The organism is Limibacterium fermenti (genome assembly GCF_041902845.1).
GTDB classification, from domain to species: Bacteria; Bacteroidota; Bacteroidia; order Bacteroidales; family Dysgonomonadaceae; genus Limibacterium; species Limibacterium fermenti.
In genome coordinates this window covers 291,566-308,935 of the sequence record NZ_CP159486.1, presented here as the reverse complement: position 1 = coordinate 308,935, position 17,370 = coordinate 291,566, and the positions used below count along the sequence as shown (strand labels likewise).

The 17,370-nt window shown below is 45.7% G+C and carries 16 protein-coding genes and 1 riboswitch; of the genes, 11 read left to right on the top strand and 5 right to left on the bottom strand.

Annotation, left to right across the window (positions count from 1 at the left end):
• Window positions 1–33: 33 nt before the first annotated feature.
• Genes ABNK31_RS01410 through nadC form a run of 4 tightly spaced genes read right to left on the bottom strand, consistent with a single transcriptional unit; the run spans window position 34 to window position 3,525 of the window.
• Window positions 34–603: a 5-formyltetrahydrofolate cyclo-ligase gene (locus tag ABNK31_RS01410; RefSeq protein WP_418893978.1), complete on the bottom strand. Its 570-nt coding sequence runs from the start codon at window positions 601–603 to the stop codon at window positions 34–36.
• On the bottom strand, window positions 596–2,224 hold the full coding sequence (locus tag ABNK31_RS01405; RefSeq protein WP_418893977.1) for a S41 family peptidase: 1,629 nt from the start codon (window positions 2,222–2,224) through the stop codon (window positions 596–598). Before ABNK31_RS01405 ends, ABNK31_RS01410 begins: the two co-directional genes overlap by 8 nt.
• A 14-nt stretch (window positions 2,225–2,238) precedes the next feature.
• A complete protein-coding gene (locus tag ABNK31_RS01400; RefSeq protein ID WP_418893976.1) occupies window positions 2,239–2,673 on the bottom strand; it encodes a deoxycytidylate deaminase in 435 nt (144 codons plus the stop codon).
• Window positions 2,674–2,679: 6 nt separating this feature from the next.
• Window positions 2,680–3,525, bottom strand: coding sequence for a carboxylating nicotinate-nucleotide diphosphorylase (gene nadC / locus ABNK31_RS01395; RefSeq protein ID WP_418893975.1), 846 nt, complete (start codon window positions 3,523–3,525; stop codon window positions 2,680–2,682).
• A 167-nt stretch (window positions 3,526–3,692) separates the two neighbouring features.
• On the opposite strand from nadC, the gene rlmH reads away from it, so the two are divergent.
• The 7 genes from rlmH (at window position 3,693) to ABNK31_RS01360 (ending at window position 13,214) form a co-directional block, all read left to right on the top strand.
• Window positions 3,693–4,166 (top strand): 23S rRNA (pseudouridine(1915)-N(3))-methyltransferase RlmH, encoded by a 474-nt coding sequence (rlmH, locus tag ABNK31_RS01390; protein ID WP_418893974.1) that lies wholly within the window; start codon window positions 3,693–3,695, stop codon window positions 4,164–4,166.
• Between the two features lie 142 nt (window positions 4,167–4,308).
• Window positions 4,309–4,575 carry a DUF2089 family protein gene (locus tag ABNK31_RS01385; RefSeq protein ID WP_418893973.1) on the top strand — a complete coding sequence of 89 codons (267 nt, stop codon included), beginning with the start codon at window positions 4,309–4,311 and terminating at the stop codon, window positions 4,573–4,575.
• Complete coding sequence (locus ABNK31_RS01380; RefSeq protein ID WP_418893972.1) at window positions 4,565–5,503, top strand: DUF3887 domain-containing protein; 939 nt, start codon at window positions 4,565–4,567, stop codon at window positions 5,501–5,503. Before ABNK31_RS01385 ends, ABNK31_RS01380 begins: the two co-directional genes overlap by 11 nt.
• Window positions 5,504–5,509: 6 nt before the next feature.
• Window positions 5,510–6,907 (top strand): alpha/beta hydrolase family protein, encoded by a 1,398-nt coding sequence (locus ABNK31_RS01375; protein ID WP_418893971.1) that lies wholly within the window; start codon window positions 5,510–5,512, stop codon window positions 6,905–6,907.
• A gap of 143 nt (window positions 6,908–7,050) precedes the next feature.
• Window positions 7,051–7,257, top strand: a riboswitch (cobalamin riboswitch).
• A 353-nt stretch (window positions 7,258–7,610) separates the two neighbouring features.
• Complete coding sequence (locus ABNK31_RS01370) at window positions 7,611–9,773, top strand: TonB-dependent receptor (protein WP_418893970.1); 2,163 nt, start codon at window positions 7,611–7,613, stop codon at window positions 9,771–9,773.
• A 2-nt stretch (window positions 9,774–9,775) separates the two neighbouring features.
• A complete protein-coding gene (locus ABNK31_RS01365) occupies window positions 9,776–12,109 on the top strand; it encodes a TonB-dependent receptor (protein WP_418893969.1) in 2,334 nt (777 codons plus the stop codon).
• A 31-nt stretch (window positions 12,110–12,140) separates the two neighbouring features.
• Window positions 12,141–13,214: a sirohydrochlorin cobaltochelatase gene (locus tag ABNK31_RS01360; RefSeq protein ID WP_418893968.1), complete on the top strand. Its 1,074-nt coding sequence runs from the start codon at window positions 12,141–12,143 to the stop codon at window positions 13,212–13,214.
• A gap of 99 nt (window positions 13,215–13,313) precedes the next feature.
• On the opposite strand, the gene ABNK31_RS01355 is transcribed toward ABNK31_RS01360, so the two are convergent.
• A complete protein-coding gene (locus ABNK31_RS01355) occupies window positions 13,314–13,985 on the bottom strand; it encodes a DNA alkylation repair protein (RefSeq protein WP_418893967.1) in 672 nt (223 codons plus the stop codon).
• Between the two features lie 117 nt (window positions 13,986–14,102).
• On the opposite strand from ABNK31_RS01355, the gene pepE reads away from it, so the two are divergent.
• The 4 genes from pepE (at window position 14,103) to ABNK31_RS01335 (ending at window position 17,314) form a co-directional block, all read left to right on the top strand.
• Window positions 14,103–14,810 (top strand): dipeptidase PepE, encoded by a 708-nt coding sequence (gene pepE, locus ABNK31_RS01350; RefSeq protein WP_418893966.1) that lies wholly within the window; start codon window positions 14,103–14,105, stop codon window positions 14,808–14,810.
• A gap of 20 nt (window positions 14,811–14,830) precedes the next feature.
• Window positions 14,831–15,652 (top strand): helix-turn-helix domain-containing protein, encoded by an 822-nt coding sequence (locus ABNK31_RS01345; protein ID WP_418893965.1) that lies wholly within the window; start codon window positions 14,831–14,833, stop codon window positions 15,650–15,652.
• 68 nt (window positions 15,653–15,720) lie between these two features.
• The gene (locus tag ABNK31_RS01340) at window positions 15,721–16,068 is read left to right on the top strand and encodes a YciI family protein (RefSeq protein ID WP_321579344.1); all 348 of its coding nucleotides are present in this window, start codon (window positions 15,721–15,723) and stop codon (window positions 16,066–16,068) included.
• Window positions 16,069–16,747: 679 nt separating this feature from the next.
• Window positions 16,748–17,314, top strand: coding sequence for a hypothetical protein (locus ABNK31_RS01335; RefSeq protein WP_418893964.1), 567 nt, complete (start codon window positions 16,748–16,750; stop codon window positions 17,312–17,314).
• Window positions 17,315–17,370 lie beyond the last annotated feature (56 nt).

Sequence of the window (17,370 nt, the reverse complement as noted above, 5' to 3'; positions counted from 1 at the left end):
GATTTGAAAACAAGAGCCGAAACACTTGCCCCTCTATTTCATAATCATTTCGCTTTGAGTGAAGAGGATATCCATTTTGTAATCATCCTCACCAAACGGAACTTCATTAAACAGCTGAAAATTAAAACAAATACCTGCTTTTGGTGCGGAAATATCCGGCAAGAGACGATCATAGAATCCTTTTCCTCTTCCCAGGCGGTGCAACTTTCTGTCGAAGGCAACCCCCGGAACAATCACCAAATCGATATCACGGTAAGCCGTAAACCGATCTCCTTCCGGTTCCCATATCCCATACGTGGAACAAATCATCTTTTCGTCGCTCGTATAAGCCTTCAGCGTCAAGTCTTCACCGGTGACAACCGGCAACAGAAACTGCTTCGAATCGCCCTGTGTTTTTAAGAGCCAACGCGTGTCGACCTCATCGGGCATACTGCAATAAGCCAAGATACACCGGGCTTTTCTGAAAAACTCCGATTGGATTAGCATCGAAATAGTTTCTTGCGAAAAATCCGACAGTTGTTTTTCCGAAAAAGAACGTTTATACAAAGCTACCTGCTTTCTGAGGAGCTGTTTCGAGACCGATATCACTTCCGATTCAGACATACTCTCCCTTCACAACGGCCACCGGAGTAGCTTTGCCGGTTTCAATCAATTGAATTGCTTTTCGTATAAGAGGATCCTTTTTAAGGAAAGCCAAATAGAAAGCCTCCTCTCCAAAAAAGTTACGAACAATAAGCGCTTCCAATTGAGATTCTATCAACTCACTCGATTCCTGAATATAATAGGGCCTTCTACGAACGCCGTTGTTATCGGCATAGCTCACCACATTTAACAATAACGGTTGCCTCGTTAAATAATGATGCAACTCTTCCCAGTTATCAAACTCTTTGAGCTTATTGCGGTTCATATCGGAATAAATAATCGCATATTCCTGCAAAAGTCCTTTATTGACGATGGTGTTGTAATACGAATTATAACCAACCGTATCGCGGGGAACAAAAATATCGGGCATGATGCCATGTCCGCCGTAAACCATGCGTCCTCCAAGCGTTTTAAAAGGTTCCATGGTGCCCGTCGTGTCGACATTTGCATAATCCCCTTGCAGGTACCGATTAAGAGCCTCCATCTCATACTCTTGAAACTTGCCCCGTTGATAAGTGCGCTGAATAGAGCGTCCGGAGGCCGTATAATAGCGCGCCACAGTTAACCGCACAGCCGAGCCATCGGGGAAAGAGCGCTGACTCTGCACCAATCCTTTTCCAAAAGAACGCCGACCAATAATTAAGCCGCGGTCATGATCCTGAATAGCCCCGGCAAAGATTTCGCTGGCCGAAGCGCTCAGTTCATCAATCAGAATCACAATATCATCGTCTTTGCAGGTTCCGGTGCCATTTGCATAATTATCGGTGCGGGGAAAGTTCCGTCCCTCGGAATAGACAATCAGTTCGCCTTTGCCGAGAAATTCATTCACCATGGCCACGACGATATCGAGCGGACCTCCTTCATTTCCACGCAAATCGACCACGAAGCCGCGCGCTCCCATACTTTTGAGCTTTGAAATAGCAGAAATAAATTCCCGGAAAGTATTAAAGCCAAAAGAGCCGATTTTTATAAAGCCCACCGCATCGCTCAGCATATAAGCAGCCTGCACGGTGCTAACAGGAATATCATCGCGGGTAATAACCAGATCAATGAGTTGGGGATTGTCGTCACGTACGACCCCCAGTTTCACTTCCGAACCTTTCTCGCCCCGCAAAGCCTTAAGGACTTTGTCGTTGTCGAGACCTTTTCCTACAAGAAGAGAATCATCAACCGTCACAATACGATCCCATTGTTGTATGCCGGCTGCTTCGGAGGGGCCCCCCGGCACGATACCAGTAACGACAATCGTATCCCTTAAAAGATAAAACGAAACGCCGATACCCGAGAAATGCCCTTCCAGATCGTTATTGACACGTTTCATTTCGTTGGCAGAAATGTACACCGAGTGCGGATCAAGCTGTTGTACAATATTTGGGAGCGCCTCTTCAACCAAGAGTCGCATATTTACCGTATCGACATACGACCGGTCGATATAATTGAGTAACGCATCAATCTTTCCGGCACCATCTATTTTTCCGGTATTGCCGAATTGAGCAAACCGGCTACCGATAAACAGTCCCAGGGCAATCCCTAACGCTACCCACAAAGGGAGCCATATTTTAACTTTCTTTCCCGAATCCATTTTACGTGTTGTATTTATTTTTCTAATTCAACTGCCAGGATTTCAATACCTGCCCTTTGAAGCAGTTCAATCCCATCGCTCAAGCGGTACGCATCGGCATAGACCACGCGCGCGATCCCCGCCTGTATAATTAATTTGGCACACTCGATGCAAGGCGAGCTGGTAATATAAAGAGTGGCCCCTTCACTACTATTGTTCGAACGCGCCACTTTTGTAATTGCATTCGCCTCGGCGTGCAGCACATACGGTTTAGTGACGCCACCTTCATCTTCACAAATATTTTCAAATCCCGATGGCGTTCCATTATATCCATCGGAAATAATCATCTTATTTTTTACGAGCAATGCTCCGACCTTACGGCGTTTACAATAAGAGTTTTCCGCCCAAATAAAAGCCATACGCATATAACGCTGATCAAGCAGTTCTTGTTTATCTTTATTCGTATTCATTTCGATTTAAAGTGCTTTAAGACTCATATCTAAACTATCGACCGAGTGTGTAAGCGCGCCTACCGAAATATAATCGACGCCGGCAAGGGCATACTCACGGATCGTATCAAATGTAATTCCGCCGGAAGATTCAAGCTCCACGCGGCGATCGACCAACTCCACTGCACGGCGCGTATTCGCGGGCGTAAAGTTATCGAGCATGATACGGTCGATACCTCCCGTACGCAAGGCCTCATCGAGTTCGTCAAAATTCCGGACTTCGACCTCGATCTTCAGTTTTTTATTATTTTCTTTCAGATAATGCTGTGCACTGAGGATAGCCTTCTCTATTCCTCCGGCAAAATCGACATGATTATCTTTCAGCAGAATCATGTCGAAAAGTCCGATACGATGATTGGTACCTCCGCCAATCTTCACCGCCTGTTTCTCGAGCATACGCATACCGGGGGTAGTTTTTCGGGTATCCAATACTTTGGCCGAAGTTCCTTCGAGTTGTCTCACATATCGATGCGTGACGGTGGCAATGCCGCTCATCCGTTGCATGATGTTCAACACGAGGCGTTCGGCTTGTAAGATAGAGCGCACACTACCCGACACGATAAAAGCCACATCCCCGCGATGGATTTCGGCTCCGTCGTTCAGAAAGACCTCGACCTGCAAATCAGGATCGACCCGTTGGAACACCTCCAGGGCAACATCCACGCCGGCCAATATGCCGTGCTGCTTAATTAAAAGCTTGGATTGTCCGATCGCTTGAATAGGGATACAACTGAGAGTGGTGTGGTCGCCATCGCCTATATCTTCAGCTAACGCCAAGTCAATAAGCGCATCTGTTAATTCTGTTACTTTCATAAAATATTTAAACGAAAAGCAGAAATATTTCCTGCTATATTACGAACCGTACATTTTGTGATGCAAAAAATTCGTCATTCTAAAAGAATTCACAAAAGTATAAAATAAACAAGTATATTTGCAGGAATTAAATGCTTTTTTATTATAAAGACCGATTTAAGAAGAAAATGAAGATTGTTTTTTACTCCATGGGCAAAGCCGATGATGCTCTTTTTGCTGCAGCCATCCATGCATACGGCAAGAAAATCAATTTTTATCTTTCTTTCGAAGCGGAAGTGTTGCCACCGGGCAAACAATCGTCTAAATTACCCCAAAAAGAGCAAAAAGTACAAGAAGGCAAAAGTATCGTGCAAATGCTTCAGCCGGGAGATCATATCGTACTGCTTGATGACAAGGGTAAAGAATATACGTCGATGGAGTTTGCCCGATTTATTGAGAAGAAAAGCCTGTCGGTACCCAAACGGTTGGTGTTTATTGCCGGCGGACCGTACGGATTTTCGGAAGAAGTGTATCGTTTAGCAAACGAGAAGCTTTCACTGTCTCGAATGACCTTTACTCATCAAATGGTGCGGCTCGTGTTTACCGAACAACTGTATAGGGCCATGACAATCTTACGCAACGAACCGTATCATCATGAATGAGGTAATGGAAGATAGAGATTGGAGATTGAGAAAAACATATAAACACCAACTATATTCTTAATAATATTAAGTCATTTATCAATTTTATTGATTTTATTCTTGATTAAAATGAAAAACACCTTATCTTTGTGCAAAAAAAGAAATGATACTTCCGTGTAATTGTCCCAGTTGTGGAAAACAACTCAAAGTAAAAAGTCTGGTTTGTGAATCGTGTAGCACCGAAGTGACGGGATTATACGAATTACCATTGCTCGCGCGGCTGTCGCCCGCCGATCAGGACTTCATCATTAAATTCGTAAAATCGAGCGGGAGCCTCAAAGAGATGGCTAAAGAACTCTCCTTGAGTTACCCTACTGTAAGGAATCTTTTAAATAACATTATACTTAAAATGACAGAAAATGAAAAATAACTCATCAATCATTCGATTTTTCATCAATCCTTTTGAAAAGATTGCCGGAGGAAAAGCGTTGTTCATCGGATTGATCATGATGGCCGCCACCTCTTTTGCAGGAAGCATCGCCGGAGTCGCTTTCGACGGGGTAGTGGATGTACATCTCTATTTCCACTCGTTCTTATACGGCATCACCGTTCAGGTTGTTTCGTGGATTGTCTTGGTGTTGATCGCGTGGATTGCCGCAAAAGTGGCGCGTGCCGGACAGTTTCGTTTGGTGGATCTGGCGGGAACGCTGGCGTTTGCCGAAATACCGTTTTTCTTTCTCGCATTCACCGGATTTGTGCCGGCGTTTCGGCGCATAGCCGATTTGTCATCCATCAATCTGAGCGCAATCTTTTTGTTCGCACTGGTCACACTGGTTTTTATCGGGCTTTCGCTCTATTGGATGTACCGGGCATTTGCCGTATCCACCAATCTGACGAAGCCGGTACACATCATCACCTTTGTCATAACACTGTTTATCGCCGAGGCCTCAGCGTTCGGTATCAATCAACTGGTCGTGAAAGAAGCGTTGGGAAACCCGCAAAAAGAAATACGAACCCAAGGTCCTCTTACGGAACAGGAAGAGAAAGTATTAGCCCGAACGAAAGAAATCACCGGTTTTTTTGCTGAAAACGACATTAATGAAAGCATTACCTCGCTTTTTAACGACGAAATGCTTGCGCAATTGCCCGTAAAGGATTTAGAATCGACGTGGAACGGCTTACAAAAACAATTCGGACGCTTTCAAGGCTTCGAAGACGACACGTCGGTTTCGACAAAAGGAGAGCTCGTAGTGACCGAAACAACCGCCAAATTCGAACGAATTTCTTTTGTTCTACAATTAACTTTCGATGAAAATACAAATATTAGCGGCTTGCACGTAAAACCGAAATTATTTTAACCCAAAATGAAAAAGATTTTATTCTTTATCGCCGCTTTGCTCGTATGTACCGGAGCATGGGCGCAAGACATCACCGGAAATTGGGTAGGTACTCTTCCCATTCAAGGCATTTCTCTAAAGTTAGTGTTCCATATAGAAAAAACAGCAGACGGTTATTCGGCCACCATGGACAGCCCCGACCAAGGCGGATTCGGATTACCTACAAGCCGCGTCGCTTTCGACGGAAACCACCTCGAACTGTCGGCAGGTCAATTGGGACTGTCCTACTCCGGCACCCTTGCCAATGATTCTATTAACGGCATCTTCCGGCAAGGCGGGTTGCAACTTCCTCTCGTACTGAAACGGAGCGAACAAGACGCTTATCCGACCATGAATCGTCCGCAAAATCCCCACCCTCCTTTTCCGTATGATGTAAAGGATGTTACCTTTCGAAATAACGATGCCGGAGTAACGCTGGCCGGAACGCTTACCTTACCGAAAGGACAAGGGCCTTTTCCGGCGGTAGTATTGATTGCGGGTAGCGGTCCCAATGACCGCGACGAAACAATCTTCGGGCATAAACCGTTCCTTGTGCTCGCCGGTCATCTTACCCGCCACGGATTTGCGGTGCTTCGTTACGATAAGCGAGGCATCGGCGCTTCGACAGGTGATTATGCGCATGCCCTCACTTTCGATTTTGCTCAAGATGCGGCCGCAGCAGTTCGTTTTTTACGGGAGCGGAAAGATATCGATCGGGGAAAAGTCGCTCTTATCGGCCATAGCGAAGGAGGAGTAATCGCCCCAATGGTAGCGGCACAAGACGACGCTATCAAGGCCATTGTTTTGATGGCCGGGACGGGTGTGAAAGGAATTGAAGTCATTCTTTACCAGAATGAAGTATCGATGACGCAACAGAACCTGAAAACGGAAGACATTGAAAAATTACAAAGGAGCAACAGGGAGATTTTCGAAAGCCTTAGCCGCCGGCCGGACGCGCTACCCGATACCACGGTCTTGCGCAGCCAACTTATCCGGCTTTGGGAAGGACTTCCGCCCCAATCTAAACAGGGAATCGACAAAGATAAATTTATTCGCAGTAACTTAAAAGGATTCCTCTCTCCCTGGTATCGTCATTTTCTGGCGCTCAATCCTTCCGATTATCTTCTGAAAGTGAAATGTCCCGTGCTGGCACTTAATGGAGAAAACGACCGGCAAGTATCGGCTGCGCAAAACCTCCAAGGTATTGCCACGGCTTTACAAAAGGGAGGAAACAAGCATGTCACCGTCCGGTCGTATCCCAGACTGAACCATTTGTTTCAGGAAAGCCAAACCGGTTATGTGGATGAATATGCACGGATAGAACAAACCCTTTCCCCGCAAGTGCTCGAAGATATTACTAACTGGATACGTACGCAAAACAATTAGTTTCCGGCCTGCAACAGAGCTTCCAACAGCGTGTTCTGTCCGGGGATTTGCAGGCTGATTACTGATCGCCGACAGAGGACTTCGAATATTTTAAATCTTTTTATTTTTATATACATCTGCTTGTGAATATCTAAAATTTAGCTAACTTCGTATTCAATTTCGGTGAGTCACCTTTATTTTTTCAAAGCGTGACGAGAGGGAATCAGGTGAAAATCCTGAACAGACCCGCTGCTGTAAGCTCCGCAAAGAGTCTTTGAACATTACCAACAGTCCACTTTTTCCATCGGAAAAGGGAAGGCCGTTCAAAGATGGAGCAAGTCAGAAAACCTGCCGGAAGGATATTAGTTATAAAGCTTTCGCGGAATAAAGCTGATACACATCACTTACAAACGTCCCCTTTGAATTTACCTTTCAAGGCATGCGACGCATCTTTAACATGTATTTCTGATTTTATTCTTTCCGAAGGCATTTATTAATTTAAAGTTTCGCAGGTTGTGTCAACCCTCTAAAACGCGTCGCGGATAATTGCTTGCGGCGACAGTGCGCGCGTCACGGATAATGGCTCCGCCGATCATGCGCTTCGCGCGATGCTAATGGATAGCCGACAACTCACGAAACTTACTTGCGGAAGTTAAAGAATATTGCTTTTGACGGACTTGTATGAAACAATCATACAAGTTTAACGAGGAACAAGAATAAAAGAATGAAAACAAAACTATTACTGTTGGCATTCGTTTGCGGTTTATCCGTTAATGCTATAGCGCAGCTAAAGTTGAAAGGGATAGTCGTAAATAATAAAAACCAAGCGGTATCCAATGTCAATGTCCGGTTGGAAAAAACGACCATTGGAACGGCAACCGATGAAAAAGGACGATTTGAGCTTAATGCGCCCGAAGGCGAGTATATTTTGCGCGCAAGCCGGTTGGACTATGAAACCGTTCGCGAAAAGATCGGCGAATCGAGAATTGATCTGGTACTGCGACTGACGGAATCAGTCTTAAACCTAAACGAAGTGGTGGTGACGGGAACGGGGACACACCGGAAACTGAAAGACTCTCCGGTTGCAATTGAAGCTATTACACAAAAAGAACTGAAAAATGCCGCTTTCCCTTCATTCGAAAATGCAATGATAGCCCTGGAGCCTTCACTGACTTTCAGTCCGAACGCGATGGGTCCTTATATGCAACTGAACGGATTATCGAACCGCTATATCCTGGTATTGGTGGATGGGAAAAAATTGGGCGGCGACATCAACGGCAACACAGACCTTGCACGTATTAACATGTCGAATGTGAAGCGGATAGAGATTCTGAAAGGAGCGGCATCCTCCCTGTACGGTTCGGAAGCTATCGCCGGCGTAATCAATATCATTACGGAAAAAAGGAAAGAAAAAACCTATATTACTTCGAATACCCGATATGGGGAATACGGCCAATTCACCCAAGGAGCAAATATCGATTTGAATTTTGGAATATTCGGCTCTTCAACATCTTACCAACGTAATCAATCGGACGGCTGGCAGTTGAGCAACGTGACATTGGATAAAAACGGCGAATTGGTACATACGGATGCACAAACGTCTCAACGCTTTCAATCAAACATTCTAAGCCAGAGATTCACGGTTTCGCCCACCGAAAAGCTGAGTTTATATGCAGAGGGCAGCTTATATGATAAAAAATTTAAACGTCCCAAAACCGTGACGGATTATAATATGCTGTATGAAGATTATACGGCCGGTTTGGGCGGAAGATACCTGTTGAAGAAGAATGGCTGCCTCTCCCTTGATATGAATACGGATAACTTTGATTATTCTCAAATATACATAAATGAAAACAAGGCGCATAAGGTAGGGGATGAATCGTTGGTACGCCGGCAACAATACTACCATGCGAACCTGAAAGGGGTTTTCGGCATGGGAAAATTTAACAAGCTGTCTGTAGGAGCGGAATACAGGCTTGATTATCTAAAACATGTAGATGTGACGGGAGGGGAAAAAGACGTTTATAACACGGCCCTGTATGCACAGGATGAGATAAGGCTTTTGAATAACAGATTACAGATTGTTCCGGGAGTCCGGTATGTTTACCACGAAACATTTAAAAACCGGTTGACGCCGAAGATTTCGGCCATGTATTCGCTTGACAACATGAACTTCCGGGCATCCTATGCCGCAGGATTCCGGGCGCCCGACCTGAAACAACTCTATTATTATTCGGAAGGAAAAACGACCATAACTTTTGGAAATACCGATTTGAAACCCGAATCCTCCGATTATTATTCTGCCGGAATTGAATATTATTCCCATAATTTCACTGTTTCGGTCAATGGATACCTCAACGAAGTAAAAAATATTATAGAAAAAGAAAGCATCCCGCGCGAACCGGGCGATCCGGCCAATATCACCAAAAGGGACAAATATGTCAACAGGGATAAGGCGCGTATCCGCGGAGTGGATTTTTCTTTTGAGTATTATATGGGAGCCGGTTTGAGTGCGGGTGGCGGATATGCCTACGTCAAGGCAAAGAATTTGGAAACAGGCGCTGATTTGCAACGCATCAGCCGGCATACCGGTAATGTCAATGTAAATTGGGCGAAAGATTGGGGAACGGTTAAGTCCAACTTCAATATCAACGGACGCCTACAGAGCAAGCGCTATTTTTCGGATGAATGGGCGCGGGCCTATCAACTATGGAACTTCACCTCGAGGCACACGTTGAAGAGTTTTCACGGAATTGTGTTTGAACCCGGTTTCGGTATTGAGAATATCTTCAACTTTGTGGATGATAAACCTTACGGAAGCAGCTATGCGACATTATCTCCGGGAAGGACTGTGTTTGTCAGTTTGTCAGTTAAATTCAGCAACTAAAAATGAGCGTAAAAAATATTGCTTTAGCAGAGCCTAAGGGTTGTTTGCCGGAATCGGGAACGGGGATGCGGAACTTTTTTATCCTGCTGCTCTTTGCCGGATGTGTTGCGAACGTTTCCGCACAAGGAAAAATCAGGTTATCGGGCGTTATTTTCGAAAAGAGCCGTTCGCCTGTCGGGCAAGCGCTCGTATCGATCGAAAAGACAGCGCAAAAAACGTATTCCGACGCTAACGGATATTATTCCCTTGAACTTGCCGGGGGGAACTATACGGTTGTTGTATCTGCGTTAGGATATGAAACGCAGAAACGGGACATTGACCTAAGCGGCGAGGGCGTGAATGCCGATTTCCGCCTGGAGCCGGTATCTTTTTCGCTGAATGAAATCGTCGTTACCGGAACCGGCACGCCGCACTATTTCAAGGATGCGCCCGTACAGACAGAGGTGATTTCGGGAGCGGCGTTGAATGAATATGCCGGACGTGATATAGAAGAGGTGATCGGAGGGCTATCGGCGGGGCTTACGTTCAACCCCAACGATATGGGCAGCAATGTTCAACTGAACGGGTTGAAAAATGACTATATCCTGATATTGATAGACGGCAAACGAATCAACGGTGACGTGGGCGGGCAAAATGATTTGAGCCGCATTAACTTTCATAATATAGAGCGCATCGAAATCGTAAAGGGGGCCTCGTCTTCGCTCTACGGATCGGATGCCATAGGGGGAGTGATCAATTTTATATCCAAAAGGAATACCGATAAATGGAGCGCGGCCAATACGACCCGCATCGGGGCATACGGCGACCTGAACCAAAGCAACCGGATAGGATTTATCCGCGGCAAATGGAACTCAACGACTTCTTTTTCGGGCAGGCGCACCGACGGCTGGAAAAATACCGATTTGGAATATCACCGCGGAAAACTGGTCGAAAACAGTGTGACCCGCACCGTCAACCGCAGTACAAACTACACCGTTTCGGAAAACCTGACGTACCAATTGAGCAAATCATTCAAATGGACTGCCGACGCTTCTTTTTATGAGAAGCATACGTACCGGCCGACAGGTATTCCCCAATGGCGCTTTTACGATTTCTATTACCGCGACCAACATTACGCCACAGGAGGACGGTATGAAATGAAAAACAAAAATTATCTTTCGCTGGATGTGGATTATGACAAAAACGACTATTTCTACGATTATACCAGCCGCGATTATACGGATTATTTCGATGAGAACGGCAAGCGGATTGTATATTATCCCGGCGACCGCGCCCTGCAAACCTCACAGCGCCGCCGGATGGGCAATATGAAAGGGGTTTTTCATTTAGGCGAACAGCATACACTTAGTTCGGGCGTGGAATATCTTCATGAAAAGTTGGTCGCACCTTACCGGTTGAAAAATAACGAAGCATCGGCTTACACCCTGAGCGTCTATATTCAGGAAGAATGGAACCCGACGGAGAAAATCAACATTACCGGAGGAATGCGGCTGGCAGAACATAAAGCATTCGGAAAGAGCCTGACGCCCAAAATATCCGGGCTCTACAAAATCAATGACTTTTCGTTGCGCGCCACGTATGCCAATGGATTCAAGACGCCGACCGTTAAGGAATTGTATTATCATTATCATGCAACCATCATGAGCAAGCTTAAGGCGTATTACGGAAATGAACGGTTAAAGCCCCAACAGTCCGATTATTACGCCATAGGAGCCGAATACAATACGCCCCGTATACAGGCAAGCCTGACGGCCTACCACAACCGGATCGGGAACATTATCTCGCTTCAACATACGGAAACTTCTTACGAAGACAGGCAGCTCCTGGTGGAAGAAACCATGCGGTATGTAAATCTGTCGAAAGGTAGAATTTACGGCCTCGACGTTTCGTTCCATGTGAATTTGCCGCACCAAATCGAAGCAGGCGGCACATACAGTTACCTGAATGCTAAAGAACAGCGCACGGATGACGAAGAGGCGGAAGATTATATGAAGTATGTCCATATAAACGGCACGGCGCATCACAACGTCACTTTCCAGTCGTCGTGGCGACATGCATGGAAAAAATATACCATGGGAATCAGTATTTACGGTCGCTACCAATCGGAACGGTATTATACCTCCGACGGCAATGCCAAGCCCTATCAATTATGGCGTATAAACAGCGTCCATAGTTTTTTCGATAAGAAAAGATTTCCAGTCGATGTACATGTCGGCATAGACAATCTATTTAATTATGTAGATCGTACGCCTTTCGGGCACAACAGAGGGACAATCAGCCCGGGGCGTACACTTTACGCATCGGTGACAATCAAATTTCAACATTCAGATAAATAACATTTTTATTATTCATTTAAAACAATGTATTATGAACAAATTTCTTAAATTCTGTTTCTCCCTGACACTCATTCTGTCAGCCGGTTTTATCACGTCATGCGGTGAGGACGATCCCGCCCCGTACGGCGACCGTGATGCGGTCAGCATAACCAAAAAGAACCCGACAGCCTTGTTGCTTTGCTCTTTCGGCAGTACCTACGAACAACCTCAGGCTACTTACGACAAGATCATCAAAGATTATCAGGATGCGTATCCCAACACCGACATTTACATGTCGTTCACTTCACGCACTATTGTATCGCGCGTGTATGCACAAATAGGAAAAGCTTACGCGCAACCCGACTTGTGGCTCGACGCCATCGGAAAGGCAGGTTACCAAACCGTGTATGTGCAATCCCTTCATATTATTCCGGGCGAAGAGTATCTGAGTTTGATGAATACGGACGTAAAAAAGAACTTTATGATTCCTTACGCAGACGTCAAGGTCGCAAAAAGCCCTTGTCTGCTCGAGACGGAAGAAGATGTGGACAAAGTCGCCAAAATCCTGTACGACTTTTATAAAGAGCGGTTGACAAAAGGCGAAGTGGTGGCGCTAATGGGCCACGGCAACCCCGACAGGGAATACAATCATGCCAATTTGCGTTACGAACAGTTGGAAGAGGCCTTGCAAAAGCTTAGCGGGGAGAAAAATATTTTCGTCGGCACTGTTGATTGGGGCGACCAGATGTTTACGCATATCCGCGAAGAACTTGTTGCATATGCCGAAAGGAAAAACAAAACGCCTCAAGAAGTGACGGTCAATCTGTCCCCGTTGATGTCGATTGCCGGCGACCATGCCCAGAACGACCTTCTCGGCGGACTGGAAGACGGACAAACCCTGGAGAAGGTCAATCCGGAAGAATCCGACCACGATGCCCAATACAGTTGGAAATTAAAATTGGAGAAGCTCGGCTTCACCATCAGTCCGGAAGGTGCAACCACCGATCCGGCGAAATTCAACGTAATCGGGTTGGGCGATCATAAGGCAATTCGCGCCATCTGGCTCGACCACATGAAAAAGGCCGTTAAAGATGCAACATCATGGCACGAACATTTAGGCGACTAACATGATTTCGAGATGATCGCCGACAAAATCCCGGACAACTCTGTACAAAGATGCCCGGGATTTTTTTTAGCTTCAACCTTACATCAACCATCACGAGGCCTATCCTTCGAACTCAAAGCGTAAAGCATCGAAGATCTCCCGCCCGGCGGGCCGCAGCGAGTGTTGGAACGATCCGATCTTATGCATGACTTCCGCCGCACGATCGCCGGAAACGCGGCCATAAAACCGCAACACATTGAGCGCGGCCTGACGCAACACGATCGATTCGTTCTCTAAATCGCCACAAGACGCTTCGAGCAACGCTCCTCCGGGAATATTCTCCGACAAAGGCGAAGCGGCGAGGCATAACCGAGCATACAACCAATAGCCCGTGGCGCGTACCGACTCATCCGCATCGCTTATCCACCGCTCCACCAACACACCGGCCGTATCGAGTTTCTGCAACAGGTTCATGCACCACTGCTCCCGTATCTCCTGATAAGGAATTTCGCGCACCCATAGTTCGGCCGTATCCGTAGAAAACTCGTGCGGGGGATACAGCATGGTAGCCAATATCTTGAGTTCGCGCACATCCTCGTTCCACAGCCTTTGGGCCAGGTCTTTGTTTGGTGTATACTTTGCGGCGATGCGTTTCAGGCGGAGAATCTCCACGCCGAAATTCATGCGGTAATGTACGCCCTTATCGCGCATGCCGGCCGCGGCAATACCGTTCATGTAGCGCCGCAGGTCCGTCCTGATTTTTCGTATTATATCGTTTATTGATTCTTCCATCTTCATTTTATTCGTGTGCAAAAATAATTTATTCCCGCGTCATATCGCCCGTTTTAGCCTTTTTCGTTATATTTGCACCTATATATAAAAAAAACAAGACCAAAAAACAATGATGATATGAGACTATTGTTGATCAGCAATTCTACCAATCCGGGTGAAGGGTATCTGGAACATCCGAAAGAAACTATCAGGGAATTTTTAGGAGAGAAGACGAAAAACGCCGTGTTTATCCCTTACGCGGCCGTCACTTTTTCGTTTGACGAATACGAAGCCCGGGTAAATGCGCGCTTTGCCCAAATAGGCCATCGCGTGACGGGCATCCATCGCTTTATCAATCCGGTCGAAGCTATCGAAAACGCCGAAGCCATTGTCGTTGGAGGCGGCAACACCTGGCAGCTCGTCAAGATGCTGCAAGAGAGAAAACTCATGAAAGCTATCCGTAAAAAGGTTCGCCAAGGCACGCCTTATATCGGCTGGAGCGCCGGATCGAACATCGCCTGCCCCACCCTGCGCACAACCAACGACATGCCCATCGCGGAGCCGTTGAAATTTAAAACGTTGAACCTGGTGCCTTTCCAAATCAACCCGCATTATCTCGATGAAAACCCGGCCAACCACGGCGGCGAAACGCGCGAGGTGCGCATCAACGAGTTTATCGAAGTCAACCGCGACCTGTATGTGGTGGGATTGCGCGAGGGGACATCGCTGCTGCTCGAAGAGGACGAACTGGTGCTCATCGGCAACCGCAAGGCGCGCGTTTTCCATTACGGGGAGGATCCTCGCGAGCTGTCGAACGAAGACGACTTCAGTTTCCTGTTGCGATAACATTACAGGCCGTTGATTCGATGAAAGAATACTCCTTCACGGAAGTCCTGCCCGACGCCATGCAGGAAAGATTCTTTTATATCCGGCATTTCACATCGATGGACGATGCGGAACTGGAATGGCCGCACCGTCATCTGTTTTTTTCTTTCGTATGGTTTACGCACGGAAGCGGAATTTATGTGATCGATTCGGATGAGTTTGAGATAAAACCTCAACGCCTGTTCTACGTCGCCCCCAAACAAGTGCACAACTGGGGACTTTACAATAATAACCAGGGATATTTCATCGCCATAGACTATCGTGCAGCGACAGATATCAACCTTCGTTATACCTTTCCGTTTTTAGATATCGATAATGCCGATGCGGATTTCCACGCCCGCCTGTTTACGAATATTTTAACGGAATTCCAAAAAAACGACGCCCTCTCAAACGATAATGTACAAGCCGGAATCCGTTATTACCTTCTTCTTTTACAACGAATTGCAGAAAAAAAGCAGATAAAGACCAGCCAAGGGAATACGTTGATCGAAGAATTTAAACAATTGGTACTATCAGATTATTCAAAATCATTTGGGATTCGTTCTTATGCGGATAAATTGAATGTCCGTACCGACCAATTGAGCCGCACGTGCGAAACAGTACTCGGTATTTCCGCCAAACAATACCTGCTTAATCTGAAAATTACGGAAGCCAAACGCCTTTTGATCTATTCGGGTGACAACATCTCTGAAATCGCCTTTCAAATGGGCTTCGACGATTCATCCTACTTTGCCCGTATCTTCAAAAAGAAAACAGGCCTATCACCGGGGATTTTTTTGAAAAAGTACCGAAAACTCTTCTGAAAGTCCTACTATTTAACTCTTTTTGCGTCTTACCTTTGTCTCGATTTTAATAAATAAAAAGTGTACGTATGAAAGATTTTATATTTCTATTCAGATTAAACAAAGAGTCGGAACTTAAACCGTCTGCCGGACAAGTGAAAGAAAGAATGGATTGGCTCGGAAACCTGGCCAAACAAAACAAACTCGCCGACAAAGGCAACACCCTGTCACCTGCGGGGGCCAAAACCATTCAAGCGGATAAAACCGTAGCGGATGCGCCGCATTCCGAAGGCAAGGAAATCGTAACGGGCTATGTCATTGTAAAAGCTGAAAACGTGGAGGAAGCGGTAGAGATTGCCAAAGCCAATCCCATTTTCGAGGTCGGAGGAAGCATCGAAGTAAGGGAGATTGCACGCTTCATTAAAGGTAACGAGTGACCGCGTTTTCAACGCACCTATCTATCCGTCCGATAGCTTGTGGCATCGGACGGATATTTTTGTTCCTTGAAATAAGCGGTCTAGCCGACACGATGGCTTGATCATAAAAAAATCGTCAGTGCAGTGACGATTTTTACGTAAAATTTGTCAGTTAGGAATTAGTTTGCACTTTTGTGTGAACTAATTCAATCGTTATGGAGCCATTAAAACGAATATTACAGGAAAGACTTGCTGCGATTGACCGCCTTTTCAGCTCGGATCTGAGAATTTATGTATACGACTTTCAACGGCAAAAGAAACTTTACACCAATCAACGTAGAAAAAGACAATCGTCTTAATACAAGAAACGATAGAATACTTATAAATAAATAGTTATCTCTTTCAAAATTCTAAATATTCTAAGTGTAGCACTGATTTCTATTGCGGCGGAGCAACATTCGCCGTATCTTTGCCTCCGAATTAAAAACTTTAGCGTAATAAAAAAACAAGCTATAATAAATCGAAAAAGAAACAGGCAGGCGATTCTGCGGAGGAAAGCTATCTCCCTCCACAGGATACGTTGAAAGAAAACAATTGCCGGAAAGAAAATGGGTTTGGTGTTGGGAGAAGTTCTTACGATAGCCGTTCAAGCAGGATTAGTAATTTTAATGGTTTTAGGATATTAATGATGATGAAAAAAATGATTTTTCTACTTCTGTTTTCTTCCTGTGCCGTTTTGCTGAAAGCGGCGCTTCCTGAAAAAATAGAAATAATACTGGAAACAACGGTGGTGTCGAAGTCGGCATCTACCGATTTCGACTCACGGCTGGCTTCCGTTACGGGAGCGTACCGGATGACAAAAAATTTGTCTCTCGGAATGGGGGTCGGAGCGATGTTTTTTAAAGACGGAATCATCAAAAACAGCCTGCCCGTCTTTTTATACGGCAAATGGAGTTTTACAAACAACAGCAAATTCACTCCTTTTATTTCCGTCAAATGCGGGTATGGCTTTTCCGAAAGATCCGAACGATTGCCGTTAACAAAAACGAGGGATACGCCCTCCACTGAAAGCAATCTCCTGAAATATACAGGGGGATTATTCGCTTCTTTCTCGGGCGGCGTATCATATCACCTGCGCGGGAAGACCCGACTGTTCGTTTCCCTGTCGAACGATATCCATCAAATGCATATAAAAAATGAAACGACCGGATACGCGAATACACATCGTAATTCGGCAATCGGTTTGAATATAGGAATCTCTTTTTAAGAGTCAAATCGACCAAACAGAAAGCATTCATGCCAAAATGACATGGATCGATGGCA

Bases quoted from the DNA above. Each gene is read 5' to 3' on its own strand.
- ABNK31_RS01410 (WP_418893978.1), bottom strand. From the start codon at position 603: ATGTCTGAATCGGAAGTGATATCGGTCTCGAAACAGCTCCTCAGAAAG.
- ABNK31_RS01405 (WP_418893977.1), bottom strand. From the start codon at position 2,224: ATGGATTCGGGAAAGAAAGTTAAAATATGGCTCCCTTTGTGGGTAGCG.
- ABNK31_RS01400 (WP_418893976.1), bottom strand. From the start codon at position 2,673: ATGAATACGAATAAAGATAAACAAGAACTGCTTGATCAGCGTTATATG.
- nadC (WP_418893975.1), bottom strand. From the start codon at position 3,525: ATGAAAGTAACAGAATTAACAGATGCGCTTATTGACTTGGCGTTAGCT.
- rlmH (WP_418893974.1), top strand. From the start codon at position 3,693: ATGAAGATTGTTTTTTACTCCATGGGCAAAGCCGATGATGCTCTTTTT.
- ABNK31_RS01385 (WP_418893973.1), top strand. From the start codon at position 4,309: ATGATACTTCCGTGTAATTGTCCCAGTTGTGGAAAACAACTCAAAGTA.
- ABNK31_RS01380 (WP_418893972.1), top strand. From the start codon at position 4,565: ATGAAAAATAACTCATCAATCATTCGATTTTTCATCAATCCTTTTGAA.
- ABNK31_RS01375 (WP_418893971.1), top strand. From the start codon at position 5,510: ATGAAAAAGATTTTATTCTTTATCGCCGCTTTGCTCGTATGTACCGGA.
- ABNK31_RS01370 (WP_418893970.1), top strand. From the start codon at position 7,611: ATGAAAACAAAACTATTACTGTTGGCATTCGTTTGCGGTTTATCCGTT.
- ABNK31_RS01365 (WP_418893969.1), top strand. From the start codon at position 9,776: ATGAGCGTAAAAAATATTGCTTTAGCAGAGCCTAAGGGTTGTTTGCCG.
- ABNK31_RS01360 (WP_418893968.1), top strand. From the start codon at position 12,141: ATGAACAAATTTCTTAAATTCTGTTTCTCCCTGACACTCATTCTGTCA.
- ABNK31_RS01355 (WP_418893967.1), bottom strand. From the start codon at position 13,985: ATGGAAGAATCAATAAACGATATAATACGAAAAATCAGGACGGACCTG.
- pepE (WP_418893966.1), top strand. From the start codon at position 14,103: ATGAGACTATTGTTGATCAGCAATTCTACCAATCCGGGTGAAGGGTAT.
- ABNK31_RS01345 (WP_418893965.1), top strand. From the start codon at position 14,831: ATGAAAGAATACTCCTTCACGGAAGTCCTGCCCGACGCCATGCAGGAA.
- ABNK31_RS01340 (WP_321579344.1), top strand. From the start codon at position 15,721: ATGAAAGATTTTATATTTCTATTCAGATTAAACAAAGAGTCGGAACTT.
- ABNK31_RS01335 (WP_418893964.1), top strand. From the start codon at position 16,748: ATGATTTTTCTACTTCTGTTTTCTTCCTGTGCCGTTTTGCTGAAAGCG.